Below are 14,918 nucleotides of genomic sequence, written 5' to 3' on the forward strand. Positions count from 1 at the left end.
TCTTATTGCAGGTCGTTGAACGCTTCTTGAACGCGCTTGGCCGCGTCTTCGACACGGTAGGTTTGCGTGGCAAGGTTGAAGCGTAGGAAGGTCTCGCCTCCGGGGCCGAATTCGGGGCCGGGGCTGGGTGCGATGCGGGCATCCTTGCGGACCCTGCGACTGATCTCTTCGAAGTCCATGCCAGTGCCCGAGAAATCCACCCACGCCAGATAGGTGGACGCCAAAGGCAAGGAATGCACGCCGGGGATCGCGTTCATCGCGTCATCAAAGATGCGGCGGTTTTCGATCAGGTGATCAATCTGCGCGTCGACCCATTCCGCACCTTCCGGGGTGTAGGCGGCTGTTACCATCTCAAGTCCCATGCGGTTCGGGGAATAGTCCAGCGACCGAAGCCGCTGTGCCATGGCTTCGCGCAAAGTGGCGTCAGGAATGATGATGTTCCCGGTCTTCAGGCCCGCAATGTTGAACGTCTTTGACGACGCAGTCAGGATCACCGACCGATCGCGTGCGTCCGGCACGGCGACGTCGTAAGGCACAAACGTATGGCCTGGATAAATGAAGTCGTGGTGAATCTCGTCGGCCACGACGATCAGGTCGTTCCGTGCGGCAAAGGCTGCCACCTGACGTAATTCTTCGGCGCTCCAGATGCGACCCGACGGGTTCTGCGGTGAGCAGAAGATCAGAAGCTTTTCGGTCCCGTCCAGTCGCGACTGTGCATCGTCAAAGTCGATCTGGTAGGTATCGCCATCCCGCGTCAGCGGGCACTGCACCGGTACCCGTCCGGCACGTCGAATCTTGAATTCAAACTCGTGATAGACAGGATTGAAGGTCACGATCCGATCGCCCGGTTCGGACCAGACATCAAGGCACAGAGCAATCGCGTTGCCCAGGCCCTGCGTTGTCATGATCCAGTCGGTGTCAATGTCCCATCCGTGCCGGTTTTTCATCCACCATTGGATCGCCGCGTGATAGTCGGTGTTGTCAGTCCAGTACCCGAACACGCCATGATCCACCGCCGCCTGCATCGCGCGCAGCACACAGGGCGCTGTCGGGTAATCACTGTCCGCCGTCCACATCGCGATCCCGTCCGCGTTTGGAACGTCGAACTTGCTGTCCAGCACGTCCCATTTTGAACAGTGCGTTCCGCGTCGATCATTGGGAACATTGAAAAGATCGCGCATCTAGGGCTCCATTTGCTTAATGTATTTCAGTCGAACGCTACTCCAGTGAACGACAGGTGCAAGCCCCGACCTATTGCCCTTGGGACATGGATTGCCTAAATGCCTGCCATGAAATTGCCGATCCTCATCCACCCGGACCCGCGTCTGAAAAAGGTCTGCGACCCCGTGCCCGATTTGTCGGACGATTTGCGCACGCTGGCCAAGGACATGCTGGAAACCATGTATGACGCACCGGGCATCGGCCTTGCCGCGCCGCAGGTGGGTGTGTTGTCGCGGCTGATTGTTGTTGATTGCATCAAGGACGAGGAATCGACTCCGCGCCCGCTCATCATGTTCAACCCCGAAATCCTTGCCTCTTCCGATGATTTGAGCGTCTACGAGGAAGGCTGCCTGTCGATCCCGGACCAGTTTGCGGATGTGACCCGGCCCGAGGCGGTCAAGGTCGCTTGGATCGACGAGAACGGCAATTCGAAGGAAGAAGAGTTCGACGGGTTATGGGCGACCTGTGTTCAACACGAGATCGACCACCTGAACGGCAAGCTGTTCATTGACTATCTCAAACCGCTCAAGCGGCAGATGATCACCCGCAAGATGGTCAAGCTCAAGCGAGAGATGGCTCGGGCATGAGTGTTCGGCCGATTGTCGCATGGCCTGACGCCCGATTGTCCGAGGTTTGCACGCCGGTTGAAGACCTGTCTGACATCGCTGAGCTCGTCCGAGATATGTTCGACACAATGTACGACGCTCCGGGGCGTGGGCTTGCGGCGCCTCAGATTGGTGTGATGCTAAGGGTGTTCGTGATGGACCCGACTTGGAAAGAGGGCGACCGCACGCCCTTCGTGTGCATCAACCCTGAAATCCTTGCTTCTGGCGATGCCACCGCCGCAGGGACCGAGGCTTGCCTCTCAATTCTCGGAGTCTCGGCTGATGTGACACGGCCCACGGACATCACTCTTGGATACACTGATCTGGATGGCGTCCGGCACGAAACACGCCTGAGCGGATTTGCTGCGACCTGTGCGCAACACGAATTGGATCATCTGGATGGCGTCGTGATCTTTGACCGTGTGACGCCTGAAATGCGTGCACAGATCGAAGCCGACTATGCGGCGCTCGCATGACGACGCGGCTTTGCCTGCCTTGGCCGAACAAGTGCCTGCGGACACCTGCCGAGCCGGTGGACACGATCACCGATGAGATCCGCGCGATCTGGGACGACATGATCGACACGATGGAGGCAATGCCCGGTGTCGGTCTTGCGGCCAACCAGATCGGTATTCTGAAACGTTTGGCCGTGGTGGATGCCTCCGAAGATCGTGGCCGCGCCGTGCGGATGGCGAACCCGGAAATTCTGCACGCCTCGGTCCAGCTTCGGTCACACGAAGAGGCCAGCCCGAACCTGCCCGGTGTCTTCGCAAAGATCGAACGCCCGCGCGCCGTGACCGTACGTTTCATGGGGGCGGACGGTACGGTTCACGAACAGGATTTTGTCGGCCTTTGGGCCACGTCGGTACAGCACCAGATCGACCATCTGAACGGCAAGATGTATTTCGACCATCTGAGCAAAACCAAGCGCGACATGCTTTTGCGGCGGGCGAACAAGCTGAAAGGCTAGAACATGCGGATCATCTTCATGGGGACGCCCGATTTCTCGGTTCCGGTTCTCAACGCGCTGGTCGAGGCCGGGCACGAGGTTGTCGCCGTCTATTGCCAACCGCCCCGTCCTGCGGGTCGGGGCAAGAAGGACCGCCCGACACCGGTTCATGCACGTGCCGAGGCGTTGGGCCTTGAGGTGCGGCATCCCACATCGCTGCGCAATGAAGAGGCGCACCACGATTTCGCCGCTTTGAACGCCGATATTGCCGTTGTTGTGGCTTATGGTCTGATCCTCCCGCAAGCGGTTCTGGATGCTCCAAAGAAGGGGTGCCTCAACATTCACGCATCGCTCTTGCCGCGGTGGCGCGGCGCGGCGCCTATCCATCGTGCGATCATGGCTGGCGATGCAGAGACCGGCATTTGCATCATGCAGATGGAAGCAGGGCTGGACACCGGGCCGGTCCTTATGCGCAAGGCGACAGCCATTGGCGCGACCGAAACAACAGGTGAATTACATGATCGGCTAAGCGCTATGGGGGCCGAGCTGATCGTGCAGGCCTTGCAGCAGATCGACACTCTTACACCAGAGGCACAGCCTGAAGGCGGTGTGACCTATGCGCAAAAGATCGACAAGACCGAAGCGCAGATCGATTGGACCCGTCCCGCAGTTGACGTGGACCGTCAGATACGGGGTCTTTCGCCGTTCCCCGGAGCATGGACGATGATCGGTACGGAACGCGTCAAACTGTTGGGCAGTCGCCTGTCGGATCAGCGCGGCACTGCCGGGACGGCGCTGGATAATGTCTTCACCATTGCCTGTGGCTCAGGAGCGGTTACGGTCACGCGTGCACAACGTGCGGGTAAAGGCGCGCAGGACACCGAGACATTCCTGCGTGGCATGGCGGTTTCTATGGGAACGCGTTTGGGAGAGTAGGCATGTTCATGGTGCTAATGGGAACCGTCATTATCGCAGGGATCGTCGGCTATATCTGCGAGCGATCTGGCTTTACCAACAATGGCATTTTGCAAAGCATCATCATCTGCATCGGTGGGGCGTTTCTGGCCTATTTCGTGCGGATCATGTTTGGTATCGGATTCAGCTCGCCGGGTATTAACGCGATTGTGTCGTCGCTGGGTGCGCTGATCATCGTGCCGACCCACTGGCGCAGCACCGTGCGCGACCGGCGTCGGAGGTAGATGATGCCGATCCTGTTTCTACTGGTCATCGGAGCGGCTGCTGGTTTTCTGGCAACGCGCGTCATGCGCGTAGAGATGAGCACGCTCGCCACGGTGATGGTGGGGGTTGCGGGCGCTTTGATCGGTGGGATGGTGATCCGCCTGCTTTTGGCCGCAACTGGTGCGGTGGCAGGCCTTGTTGGTGCAATCCTTGGCGCAATGATCGTGATCTGGATTGTGCAGAAACTGCGATCCTGACTTTTCGCGCCTCAGCGCATGATCAGGATCGGTACCTTGCAGGACCGGATCATCTCGGTAGTGGTCGATCCGATGATAAAGCTTCGGACCCGGCTGTGGCCATAAGCGCCCATAACAAGCAATTCGTGCGCGCCAGTCGATGTGATCTGGGCCAGAACCTTTTCCGGCTCTCCGCTTTCGACGATTGTCTTGGCTTCGAATCCGCCAGCCTTGAGCGTTGCTGTGGCATCGGACAGCGATTTCTGAATGGCCGGTGTGTTCTTGCCCGCGAATACAAGTGTCACCGTAAGACCCGCGAACATGGGGCTGCGCGCGATGTAGTCGATAGCCTTGAGCGAGGAAGGCCCGCCGTCAAACGCGACAAGCACTGAATTGATCGGTTTGAACGCGCGGTTTGCAATGTAAACCGGCCTATGGCTGGCGCGGACAATGCGTTCAAGGTTGGAACCAAGATGCTCCATCGCAAGCCCTGCGGCCTCGCCGCGTTTGCCGATGACGATCATATCGCCGGTCTCTTCCTTGGCGGTCACGGTCTCAACCAGATCACCTTGGCGCAGTCGGGTTTCGACGGCGATATCCCCATCTCCGACAATGATCGCCTTAGCGTCTTCGAGTATCGCACGACCATGCTCGTGTGCCAGTTTGGCGCGGGTGGCGTCCAGTTCTGACAGTTGTTCAAGCAGTGCCGATCGCGCGCCAAGCCGGATCGCGCCAGACAGATCTTGTTTATCAACGGCGTCACGGCGACCCATCACGTGGTACACTTTGACCTTCCAGGAATTACGACCGGCAATCCAAGCTGCGTGATGGCAGACGCTCTCGGCGTAGGCGGATGCGTCGACAAGGGCGATAAGGGTGTTCGTTGTCATGGTGTGGCTCCCTAGTGGCCGAGCAATTCGTCCATCGCACCGGGCTTGTCATGGATGGCAAGCTTGTCGACGATGGTATCGGACGCCTCATTGAGACCGATCAATTCGACCTCTGCGCCTTCGCGGCGGAACTTGAGCACAGCCATATCCAAGGCCGCAACCGAAGATATATCCCAAATATGTGCGCGGCTGAGGTCGATGGTCACGCGGGCCGGGGCCTCGCGGAAGTCGAAAGCCTTCATGAAATCCTCGGATGAGGCAAAGAACAATTGGCCCTCGATGATGTAGGTTCGGTGTTCGCCGTCCGGTGTGATCGTCGACCGAACGCGGAACAGTTGCGAAATCTTCCACGCAAAGAAGATGCCCGACAGCAACACACCGACCAGCACCCCGATGGCAAGGTTATGGGTGTAGATGACGAAGAACACAGTCGCCAGCATCACGATGGACGACGATTTCGGATGGTCGCGCAGGTTCTTGATCGATGACCACGAGAATGTACCGATGGAGACCATGATCATAATCGCCACGAGCGCTGCCATAGGAATGATCGCGACGATATCCCCCAAGGCAACCACAAGGATCAGCAGAAACAGACCTGCCACAAAACTCGACAAACGTCCGCGCCCACCGGATTTTACGTTGATGATCGACTGTCCGATCATGGCGCAGCCCGCCATGCCACCGATGAACCCGGTGGCGGTGTTGGCCAAACCCTGACCGATGCATTCCTGGTTGCGGTTGGAACTGGTGTCGGTGAGGTCATCGACGATTTGCTGGGTCATCAGGCTTTCCAGCAGACCTACGACAGCCACTGCGACCGAGTAGGGAAAGATGATCTGCAGGGTCTCGAATGTCAGCGGAATGTCCGGGATCAAGAACACCGGCAGCGTGTCGGGCAATTCACCCATGTCGCCAACGGTGCGGACATCCCACCCCATAAGCACGACAACGGCGGTCAGCACGACGATCGTCACAAGCGGCGAGGGCACAGCCTTTGTCAGCAAGGGGAATAGATAAATGATCAACAGCCCCGACGCGACAAGGGCATAGGTCATCATCGGCACCCGGCTTGGATCAAGTTCAGGAAGCTGTGCCATGAAGATCAGGATCGCCAATGCGTTGACGAACCCCGTCATCACGGATTTCGACACAAAGCGCATGACGTAGCCCAGCTTCAAAAGCCCTGCGCCGATCTGCAAAAGACCGGCAAGCACAGTGGCAGCCAGCAGGTATTGCAGCCCGTGATCCTTGACCAGCGTGACCATAAGAACCGCCGTGGCAGCGGTTGCAGCAGAAATCATGCCCGGCCGTCCGCCAGTGATCGCGGTGATCACGGCGATGGAGAATGATGCGTATAGACCGATCTTTGGGTCGACACCGGCGATGATTGAGAACGCAATCGCTTCGGGGATCAGGGCAAGGGCGACCACCAGTCCGGACAACAGATCGCCGCGGATGTTGTGTGTCCATTGTCGTTTGTACTGTGCGATTGAGATCATGAAAGAATTTTGCCCATAGGCCGCAGACAGGTCTCGCGGTCTTTGTCGGTGTCGTCGTATTGGGGTTCCAGCGGGGAACTGGCCATTGGCCAGCGCGGGTGTCACCCGATCAATTTCGTGGTCCCCATACCTTGGCATGGCCAAGATGCCAAGTTGAACGGTGCCTGACTTTGCAGCTTTTGGGATATTGTCATGGTGTTTGTGGGCAAGGCAGGCATATCGGGCAGGTTTGCCCATTGGTGAAGGGATGGTAGACCTATCTGTGCGGTTATCCGTGATAGTCTGCGCGAATGTGGGTGTTTTGTGAAACTGTGCAGAGCTCTAAGTGTTGATATGACAGAGGCAGGAGGAGCACGAGATGGGACATCTGGTTGACGGCGTTTGGAATGACCAATGGTACGACACCAAGAGTACGGGTGGCGCGTTCAAGCGCAGTACCTCTCGATATCGCAACTGGATTACCGCAGATGGCAGCGCCGGCCCCACCGGCGAGAGCGGCTTCAAGGCCGAGTCCGGCCGCTACCACCTCTATGTCAGCCTTGCCTGCCCGTGGGCCCATCGGACACTCATTTTCCGTGCCATAAAGGGGCTGACAGACCATATCGGTGTGTCGGTCGTTCACCCCGACATGTTGACGGATGGCTGGACGTTTGATCCTGATTTTCCGGCTGCCACCGGCGATATGCTCTATGGGCTGCCTTTCGCGCGCGACATCTATCTCAAGGCCGATCCCAAAGCGTCTGGCCGCGTGACGGTTCCGATCCTGTGGGACACTCAGCGTGAGACCATCGTTTCCAACGAGAGTTCCGAAATTATCCGGATGCTAAACTCGGCGTTCGATGGCTTGACCGGCAATGCTGACGATTTCTGGCCCGTTGCACTGCGAGACGAGATCGAAAAGGTCAATGATCGCGTCTATGACACAGTGAACAACGGTGTCTACAAATCTGGTTTCGCGACTACGCAGGAAGCCTATGACGCGGCTGTCGGACCTCTCTTTGACAGCCTCGACTGGCTCGAAGAGCGGCTGTCACGGCAGCGCTATCTTGTCGGAGACCATATCAGCGAGGCGGATTGGCGCGTGTTCACGACGCTTGTGCGGTTCGATTCGGTGTATCATCTGCATTTCAAATGCAATCGCCGCAGGATCGTCGACTATCCTAACCTCTGGGCCTACACACGCGAGTTGTATCAATGGCCGGGTGTGGCTGAGACTGTTAACCTTGACCACATCGTACGGCACTACCACTACAGTCACGAGACCATCAATCCGTACCGGATCATCCCGATCAATCCGGTTCTTGATTTTGACGCACCCCATGAGCGTGGCAGACTGGCCGCAGCCTAGGCGGTTTTGGCGTAATGCTCGACCATCGCCGCCAAGTCTTCAGGTTGGGTGGCGATGGGCACGAAGGCACAAGCATTTGCGCACAGCTGGAAAATGGAGCCGTCCGAAAAAAAGCTCGTGTTGGTGACAAAGATCACGCGGGCATCGGGATGCCGAAAGCTGGCATAATCTGCGACGGCAATCGCGCTTCCGCCATCCAGCACCACGTCCAGAATGATAATCGGGTAGAACTGTTCCTGAAGCCGAACGATCGCGCTGTCCTGATCTTGCACGACGTCTGCAACGTGGTCATGACGCTGCAAATGGCGTTGCCAGAACTGGCCAAGTTTGGCGTCGTTTTGCACGATCAGCACATTCATTCGGGCAACGGGGCTTTCATATGAGGTGGTCATTTCTTGGGTAGAGTCCGCCTTCATTAGATAACAAACGGTTAATTGCAGGGTAATGAATGTGATCAATTTCTTAAAATAGGCGAAACATGGCCTATTTTGTTTGAAATCGTCGCGTCATGCAGAAGGCTGGCGCGATGCATTGGACCTGACTCTTGCGCTCTTGTGGTTCACCGGCGGGTAGGAAACCTGTCGCCACTTGCGGTGATGATGATCAATCTGCCATCGGTGTCGGTCACGTAAAGGTCGCACCGCGAGAACCCGGTAACGAATTCAATGCAGATCGTGCTGTCCTCCATCACGGTAAAATAGCCGTACCCCGTGCCGCCATTGTTCGCATAGGTGTAGGTGTAGCGACCATCTTCGAAAAACTTGGATTCACCATCATCGAAGAAGGTGATTGTCGTGCCGCGCAGTAATGCTTCGAGGCCGACCTGATCAAACAGAACATCGCTGTCTCTCGGAGCCCAGTTTTGGGCATAGAGCGCGACTGGAAACAGCGCGAATAATAGGGCAAACTTGAACATCTGTTGAGTGTAGTCACAAACACGACCACGGCGCAGACACGTTTACGCGACCAGACGCTCCGCTTTCTTCAGGTCAACAGACACAAGCTGGCTGACCCCCTGTTCCTGCATGGTCACGCCGAACAGGCGATCCATGCGCGCCATCGTCACTGCATGGTGCGTGATGATGAGGAAGCGTGTTTCCGTACGACGGCACATTTCGTCAAGCAGGTCACAAAAGCGGGTCACATTGGCATCGTCCAACGGCGCGTCCACCTCGTCGAGAACACAGATCGGCGCAGGATTCGCAAGAAACACTGCAAAGATAAGTGCGAGCGCGGTGAGCGTCTGTTCTCCCCCGGAAAGCAGTGACAGCGTCGACAGCTTTTTGCCCGGCGGTTGGCACATGATTTCAAGCCCGGCATCCAGCGGATCATCGCTCTCGACCATTACAAGGTTTGCTTCGCCGCCACCGAAAAGGTGCGTGAAAAGCAAAGTAAAATTGCTGTTAACCTGCTCAAACGCCGTCAAAAGGCGTTCGCGTCCTTCGCGGTTCAGGCTGGCAATACCAGACCGCAATGTCTTGATCGCTTCTTCCAGATCCAGCTTTTCACTCAGCAGCGTATCGTGCTCTTCCTGTACCTCGCGCGCATCTTCCTCCGCGCGCAGGTTCACGGCGCCCAGGGCATCGCGTTGCCGTTTGAGCCGGTTCACATCGGCATCGATCGCTTCTGCGCGGGGCAGGTTGTCGGGATCAGCCCCAAGCTTCTGCAAAAGATTGGTCGGGCTGGTTTCCTGCTCCTCCGCGATCCGCTCTGACGCTGTGTTGACCGCATCGCGCGCAGCTTCTGCGCGGGCTTCGGATCTTGCACGGGCCTCGCGTGCTTCGGACGCTTTGCGCTCAGCTTCGCGTTCGGCCTGATCTGCGGTTCTCAGAGCCGCTTCACCTGTCGACAAATTGTCATCCGACGCAGCCTTTCGGGCTTCTGCCTGCGAAATCTCGTACCCCAGCGAGTCGCGTTGCGCAGCCAGTTCCGCCGGAAGGCCTGATGCATCCTCAAGCTCCGCCTGCGCTGCCGAACGCCGCTCTGCCAGTTCGGCACTCCGCTTTTCGGCGGTTTCCAAACGGTGCCGCCATCCACTGAGCTCCTTGCTCACCTGCTGCGAGCGTCCCTTGCGGGCATCACCCTCGCGGCGGAGCTCGTCTTGCGCCGACCGGCGCGACATCATGGTCATGCGGGCCGCTTCGACCGTCATCTTGAGGTCTTCCACCTCGGCACGGGCCGACTCGAGGTCTTCAAGATCGGCCACGGCACGTTGCGCCTCGACCATCTGCGCCCGAGCGGTCGTGGCTTCGTCCTCGTGGCGTTTGACAGCAAGTGAAAGGCTTTCCAACTTGCCTTCTGCCATGTCGCGATCCGCTTCGGCACGGCTTAGCTTGCGGGCCGCGTCGGTCACCGACGCATCAGCATCCCGGCGTGCCTGACGGGCGGCTTTTTCGGCCATGGCGAGGTCCGCCAATCGCTGTGTCAGGCTCTCATGCGCAGCGCGTGCTCCATCTGCACGGGCTGACGCGCGGGCGGTTTCCTGCTTCAGCGCTTCAAGACGGTTCAACTGCTCCAGACGCAGTGCCGCAGCAGACGGGGCATCTTCTGCCCAAGCGCGGTATCCATCCCAGCGCCAAAGATCGCCTTCGAGACTGACCAGACGTTGACCGGGTTTGAGTAGCGGTTGAAGGCGGGCGGCGTCTTCTGGGTCGGCCAGACCGATCTGTGCCATGCGCCGTTCCAGAACCTCGGGCACTGACACATGGTTGGTGAGCGGCGTGATCCCCAATGGAAGCGGTTGATCGGCGTCGTAGCGCGGTAGCGCTGTCCAACCCGTGGGCCCATCGTCTTCGACCTCGGGTGCGCGCAGATCGTCGGCCAGCGCTGCGCCCAACGCTTTTTCGAACCCTTGTTCCACCTGAAGCCGGTCGAGGATCTGGCCGCCTTCAGCGGTATCCCGATCCAAAAGGCGCGCCAATGCGGTGGTCTCCGCGCTCAGCGCATTCATCTCGCCTTCTGCTTCGGATCGCTCCGCGCGGGCGTCGGCTTCGCGTGACTGGGTTTCGGCACGCGCCGCTTCGGCCTCGGTCAGGACTTGGTCTGCGCGGTCGGCCAGATCACGTGCTGCGACCTGTTCCGCGTCTGCTGCTGCCGCCGCGTCCTTGGCATCCGCCAATGATTGTTTCGCTGCCGCCATGGCCTCGCGGGCGCGCAGGGCATCTGCCTCGTTCCGGTCGAGTGTTTTCTGGCTGTCGGACAGCAAGCGATGCGCCGATTGATGTCGCGCAGCAAGGCGCGCCACGTCTTCTGTCTTCTGGCTCAGATCGGCTTCGCGCGCCTGCAAGACGGCACCCGCCTCCTGCGCGGCCTCAATAGCATCAGCCAGCTTGTCATCATGTCCCTCTGCGGCTTTGGCCAGTTCGCGGGCTTCCCATTCCAGTTGCTGGATCGTTTCGCCAGCATCCCGGTTCAGCCCGCTTTCCCGCTCCATGTCCTTGGTCATCTGGTCGATGCGGCGGGTCAGCGTTTCGATGGTTTCCGCGGCGCGGCGTTCCTGTTCGGTCAGCGTGTCACGCTGGAGTGTCAGGCGTTGCACAATCGCCGCTGCAATGGCCGCTTCCTCTCGAAAAGGGGGGAGAGCAGCATCGGCCTGCTCACGCGCCTTGGTGGCCTCGCGTGCGGCGGCTTCGGCCTTGGCGGCTTCGGTTGTCCGTTCTCGAAGTTGCCCGTCTGCTTCGGCACGGGCGATGTCCGCGTCTTTCCAACGACGATACAGCAGCAACCCTTCGGCGTGTCGCAGTTCTTCGCCAATGGCACGGTACCGGGCGGCTTGTCGCGCTTGGCGGGCAAGTTGCGCAAGCTGCGCTGCCAATTGTTCGATGACGTCATCAACGCGCAGCAGGTTTGCTTCGGTGTTCTTGAGCTTCAGCTCTGCCTCGTGACGCCGCTGATACAGACCAGAAATGCCCGCGGCTTCTTCAAGGATGCGACGGCGGTTCTTCGGCTTGGCGTTGATCAGTTCGCTGATTTGGCCCTGCCGCACCAGCGCCGGGGAATGCGCCCCGGTCGAGGCATCGGCGAAAAGCATCTGCACGTCGCGGGCGCGCACGTCCTTGCCGTTGACCTTGTAGGCGCTGCCCACGTCGCGGGTGATGCGGCGAACGATGTCGATTTGGTCCTGATCATTGAAGCCAGCAGGGGCAAGCCGGTCGCTGTTTTCGATCTGGATCGAGACTTCGGCAAAGTTGCGGGCAGGGCGCGTTGCGGCGCCTGCGAAGATCACGTCTTCCATCCCTCCGCCCCGCATCGCGGTCGGGCGGTTTTCGCCCATCACCCAACGCAGCGCTTCAAGAAGGTTGGATTTTCCACAGCCGTTCGGCCCCACTACGCCGGTCAGACCATCCGCGATGATCAGATCGGTGGGGTCCACGAAGCTTTTGAAGCCCGTCAGACGGAGTTTGGAAAAGCGCACCTGTAAAGCCTGCCTGATTCCCGATGTGAAGGACAGTCTGTCGCGGGCGTTGGCGCCGAGTCAACGATTTGGTTCCGCATGTGGTAAGTCTGTACCGCTTATCCACAAGATATTGCGGTTTTGTTAAGGATTTTTCAGCGCATGAACTCAACAGCATAAGAACGCAAAGATCGAAAGGTATTTACATTCCGTATTTTGAATGTAAATATATTCCAAATTCGGAATACAAGGAGACTCGCCATGGACCATTCCGTATCCAGACCCGCTGACACCTATTCGCCGATCTATTTTCTGGCCTCTCTTGGGGCCGGGGGCATCGCGGTCACGTTTTTCATGTTCCTGATGTTCTGGGTGCCGCATCCGGGCCAGCCGGTTCCGGTGTTCGAAGACATCGCAGCTGCCTTTGCGACCGGTGGAGTCGCCATGCAGGCCGCGATTGCCGCAGCATTGATCGGCATCGCAGTCTTTGCGTTCCTCAACATCAAATCGCTGATCTGGAACCTGCACTCCCTGTCAGCCTTCAAGAAAACCGACGCCTACGCCAAACTGCGCGAGACCAATGCCGAAGCCACGCTTTTGGCGATGCCACTCGCGCTTGCGATGACCGTCAATGCGATGTTCATCGTTGGTCTGGTTTTCGTGCCGCAGCTTTGGAGCGTGGTGGAATTCCTGTTCCCGATAGCTTTGATCGCCTTTGCCGCCATAGGCGTGCTGGCTCTGCGCATGATCGGAGCTTTCCTTGGCCGTGTCCTGTCCACAGGCGGCGTCTTCGATGTGACTGCACATAATTCGTTCGCTCAGCTTTTGCCCGCGTTCAGCATCGCAATGGTTGGCGTTGGCTTTGCCGCACCCGCCGCGATGAGCACCTCTGCCACCATCGTGGCTGTCGCCCTGATGCTGTCGACATTCTTTGGCGTCGCTGCGATCCTTTACACCGTGATTGCCGCCACCACTGCCTTTGCGTCAATGCTCCAGCATGGGACTGCACGCGAAGCGGGCCCGACCTTGATGATCATCGTTCCGATCGTCACGGTCCTTGGCATCCTCTTTCTGCGCCAAAGCCACGGCCTGCATGTTGCCTTCGACACCCATGCGCAAGCAGGTGAGACCATGGTCTTCCTTGCACGGCTTCTGTCGATCCAGATCGTGTTCCTGCTGCTGGGCGCGGTGGTGATGATGCGTCAAGGCTATTTCAGCGACTTCGTCATGGGCACCAAGACCTCGCCGGGCTCCTATGCTCTGGTCTGCCCGGCCGTTGCACTGTCGGTGATGACTCACTTCTTCGTAAACAAGGGTCTTGTCGCTGCCGGAGCGATCGAAAAGTTCGGTGTGGCCTATTGGAGTGTGACCGGCATTGCCATCGTGGCGCAGATTGTGGCCATCGCATTGGTTCTCCGGCTCAACCGTCAGCACTTTGCACGCAGCGCCGTTCCTGCCATTGCGGTGCCCGCCGAATAAGACCGGCGCACAACGAAACTGCGAGAGCCCGGATCAGGTGGTCCGGGCTTTCCACGTTTTTACTAGCCCGCGCATCGCATCGGCCAGCAAAAGTACATCAGCCCCCAAAGCGACGAAGTTTGCACCGGCGTCGATGTCCTGCTGAATGAGTGCCGGATCCCCGTCGATGATGCCCGCCGCCTTGCCCGCAGCACGGATGCGGCGCAGACCGTCCTGTACGGCGGCGCGGACATCGGGGTGGGTGGTGTCGGGCAAGCGACCCATATCGGCGCAGAGATCGGCGGGGCCAATGAAGACCCCGTCCACACCATCGACCGCGCAAATCTCTTCCAGCGCGTCCATTGCAGCAACACTTTCAGCCTGAACGATAAGACAAATTTGATTTTCAGCGGTTTCCAAATAATCCGGGATGCCATTGAACGCCGAAGCCCGCCCCAGCATATGCCCAACGCCACGGATGCCACGCGGTGGATAACGCGTTGCGGCCACGATAGCGCGGGCCTCTTCAGCGGAATTGACCATTGGGCACAGCAAGGATTGCGCACCAAGGTCGAGCACCTGTTTGATCAGCGCCGGATCGTTGTGCGGGATGCGCACAACGGGGGATACATCGTGACCTGACAGCGCCATCAGTTGCTCATGGAGCGTCACCAGATCATTTGGCGCGTGTTCGCCATCTATCAGCAGCCAATCGAACCCTGCGGTCGCCGCGATTTCCGCCGCGTATCCGGTGCCCAAGGCCAGCCACAAACCAAGTGTTGGGGTGTCTGATGCCAATGCGGCTTTGAAACGATTGAGGGGGGCTGGCATGGGTCGCTCCTTTTGACGTGATCAGACACCACCGCCTTGGGTAAGGCAAGTCACTCCCGGTGGCGCGCCAGCTTGCGTGCGGACCAGATCGCAGTGCCCCCAAAGAACGCGCCTGCGATGCCCACAACCTCGACCAGAGCTGCGGAATTCGAGATGCCACGCACCATCACTGCGACGATCAGCAACGCCAATCCGCCAAGGCTGAAGAGCAGGCGAAACCAAAGCTCGTTTTTCGTAGGTCCTGTCACGCGCCTCTCCTCCTTGCTTTGCAAAAACATAGGCGGCGCGGCGCGTGTGGCCAGTGAT

The 14,918-nt window shown here is 58.7% G+C and carries 16 protein-coding genes; 8 read left to right on the forward strand and 8 right to left on the reverse strand.

Annotated features, from left to right (window positions below):
• Positions 1-2 precede the first annotated feature (2 nt).
• Positions 3-1,181 carry a MalY/PatB family protein gene (locus tag MCRY_RS02620; protein ID WP_085627927.1) on the reverse strand — a complete coding sequence of 393 codons (1,179 nt, stop codon included), beginning with the start codon at positions 1,179-1,181 and terminating at the stop codon, positions 3-5.
• 108 nt (positions 1,182-1,289) lie between these two features.
• On the opposite strand from MCRY_RS02620, the gene def (MCRY_RS02625) reads away from it, so the two are divergent.
• Genes def (MCRY_RS02625) through MCRY_RS02650 form a run of 6 tightly spaced genes read left to right on the forward strand, consistent with a single transcriptional unit; the run spans position 1,290 to position 4,211 of the window.
• Positions 1,290-1,808 (forward strand): peptide deformylase, encoded by a 519-nt coding sequence (def, locus tag MCRY_RS02625; protein WP_085628150.1) that lies wholly within the window; start codon positions 1,290-1,292, stop codon positions 1,806-1,808.
• Entirely contained in the window at positions 1,805-2,302 is a 498-nt protein-coding gene (gene def / locus MCRY_RS02630) for a peptide deformylase (protein ID WP_085627928.1), read from the forward strand. Before def (MCRY_RS02625) ends, def (MCRY_RS02630) begins: the two co-directional genes overlap by 4 nt.
• Entirely contained in the window at positions 2,299-2,796 is a 498-nt protein-coding gene (def, locus tag MCRY_RS02635; protein WP_085627929.1) for a peptide deformylase, read from the forward strand. The genes def (MCRY_RS02630) and def (MCRY_RS02635) overlap by 4 nt, the downstream gene beginning before the upstream one ends.
• Before the next feature lie 3 nt (positions 2,797-2,799).
• The gene (fmt, locus tag MCRY_RS02640) at positions 2,800-3,711 is read left to right on the forward strand and encodes a methionyl-tRNA formyltransferase (RefSeq protein WP_085627930.1); all 912 of its coding nucleotides are present in this window, start codon (positions 2,800-2,802) and stop codon (positions 3,709-3,711) included.
• A gap of 2 nt (positions 3,712-3,713) precedes the next feature.
• A complete protein-coding gene (locus MCRY_RS02645; protein WP_085627931.1) occupies positions 3,714-3,974 on the forward strand; it encodes a hypothetical protein in 261 nt (86 codons plus the stop codon).
• Positions 3,975-3,977: 3 nt separating this feature from the next.
• Positions 3,978-4,211, forward strand: a complete 234-nt coding sequence (locus tag MCRY_RS02650) for a GlsB/YeaQ/YmgE family stress response membrane protein (RefSeq protein WP_085628151.1) — start codon at positions 3,978-3,980, stop codon at positions 4,209-4,211.
• Positions 4,212-4,222: 11 nt separating this feature from the next.
• Here the strand turns inward: MCRY_RS02650 and MCRY_RS02655 are convergent, their stop codons facing one another.
• On the reverse strand, positions 4,223-5,080 hold the full coding sequence (locus MCRY_RS02655; protein WP_085627932.1) for a universal stress protein: 858 nt from the start codon (positions 5,078-5,080) through the stop codon (positions 4,223-4,225).
• A gap of 11 nt (positions 5,081-5,091) precedes the next feature.
• Positions 5,092-6,582 carry a SulP family inorganic anion transporter gene (locus MCRY_RS02660; RefSeq protein ID WP_085628152.1) on the reverse strand — a complete coding sequence of 497 codons (1,491 nt, stop codon included), beginning with the start codon at positions 6,580-6,582 and terminating at the stop codon, positions 5,092-5,094.
• A gap of 358 nt (positions 6,583-6,940) precedes the next feature.
• Here MCRY_RS02660 and MCRY_RS02665 point away from each other — a divergent pair, with 358 nt between their 5' ends.
• Complete coding sequence (locus MCRY_RS02665) at positions 6,941-7,930, forward strand: glutathione S-transferase family protein (protein WP_085627933.1); 990 nt, start codon at positions 6,941-6,943, stop codon at positions 7,928-7,930.
• Here MCRY_RS02665 and MCRY_RS02670 read toward each other — a convergent pair.
• The 3 genes from MCRY_RS02670 to MCRY_RS02680 all read right to left on the reverse strand — a co-directional run bounded on the left by MCRY_RS02670 (position 7,927) and on the right by MCRY_RS02680 (position 12,344).
• Positions 7,927-8,289: a response regulator gene (locus MCRY_RS02670; RefSeq protein WP_085627934.1), complete on the reverse strand. Its 363-nt coding sequence runs from the start codon at positions 8,287-8,289 to the stop codon at positions 7,927-7,929. The two genes, MCRY_RS02665 and MCRY_RS02670, sit on opposite strands and share 4 nt — an antisense overlap.
• Positions 8,290-8,489: 200 nt before the next feature.
• Positions 8,490-8,846, reverse strand: coding sequence for a hypothetical protein (locus MCRY_RS02675; RefSeq protein WP_085627935.1), 357 nt, complete (start codon positions 8,844-8,846; stop codon positions 8,490-8,492).
• Positions 8,847-8,888: 42 nt separating this feature from the next.
• Positions 8,889-12,344 carry a chromosome segregation SMC family protein gene (locus MCRY_RS02680; protein ID WP_085627936.1) on the reverse strand — a complete coding sequence of 1,152 codons (3,456 nt, stop codon included), beginning with the start codon at positions 12,342-12,344 and terminating at the stop codon, positions 8,889-8,891.
• A 240-nt stretch (positions 12,345-12,584) separates the two neighbouring features.
• Between MCRY_RS02680 and MCRY_RS02685 the strand changes: the two genes are divergently transcribed.
• The gene (locus tag MCRY_RS02685; protein WP_085627937.1) at positions 12,585-13,802 is read left to right on the forward strand and encodes a TsoY family (seleno)protein; all 1,218 of its coding nucleotides are present in this window, start codon (positions 12,585-12,587) and stop codon (positions 13,800-13,802) included.
• Between the two features lie 33 nt (positions 13,803-13,835).
• Here the strand turns inward: MCRY_RS02685 and MCRY_RS02690 are convergent, their stop codons facing one another.
• A complete protein-coding gene (locus MCRY_RS02690; RefSeq protein ID WP_085627938.1) occupies positions 13,836-14,612 on the reverse strand; it encodes an HpcH/HpaI aldolase family protein in 777 nt (258 codons plus the stop codon).
• 50 nt (positions 14,613-14,662) lie between these two features.
• Positions 14,663-14,860 (reverse strand): hypothetical protein, encoded by a 198-nt coding sequence (locus MCRY_RS02695; protein ID WP_085627939.1) that lies wholly within the window; start codon positions 14,858-14,860, stop codon positions 14,663-14,665.
• Positions 14,861-14,918: the final 58 nt, after the last annotated feature.

Source organism: Marivita cryptomonadis (assembly GCF_002115725.1).
GTDB lineage: Bacteria > Pseudomonadota > Alphaproteobacteria > Rhodobacterales > Rhodobacteraceae > Marivita > Marivita cryptomonadis.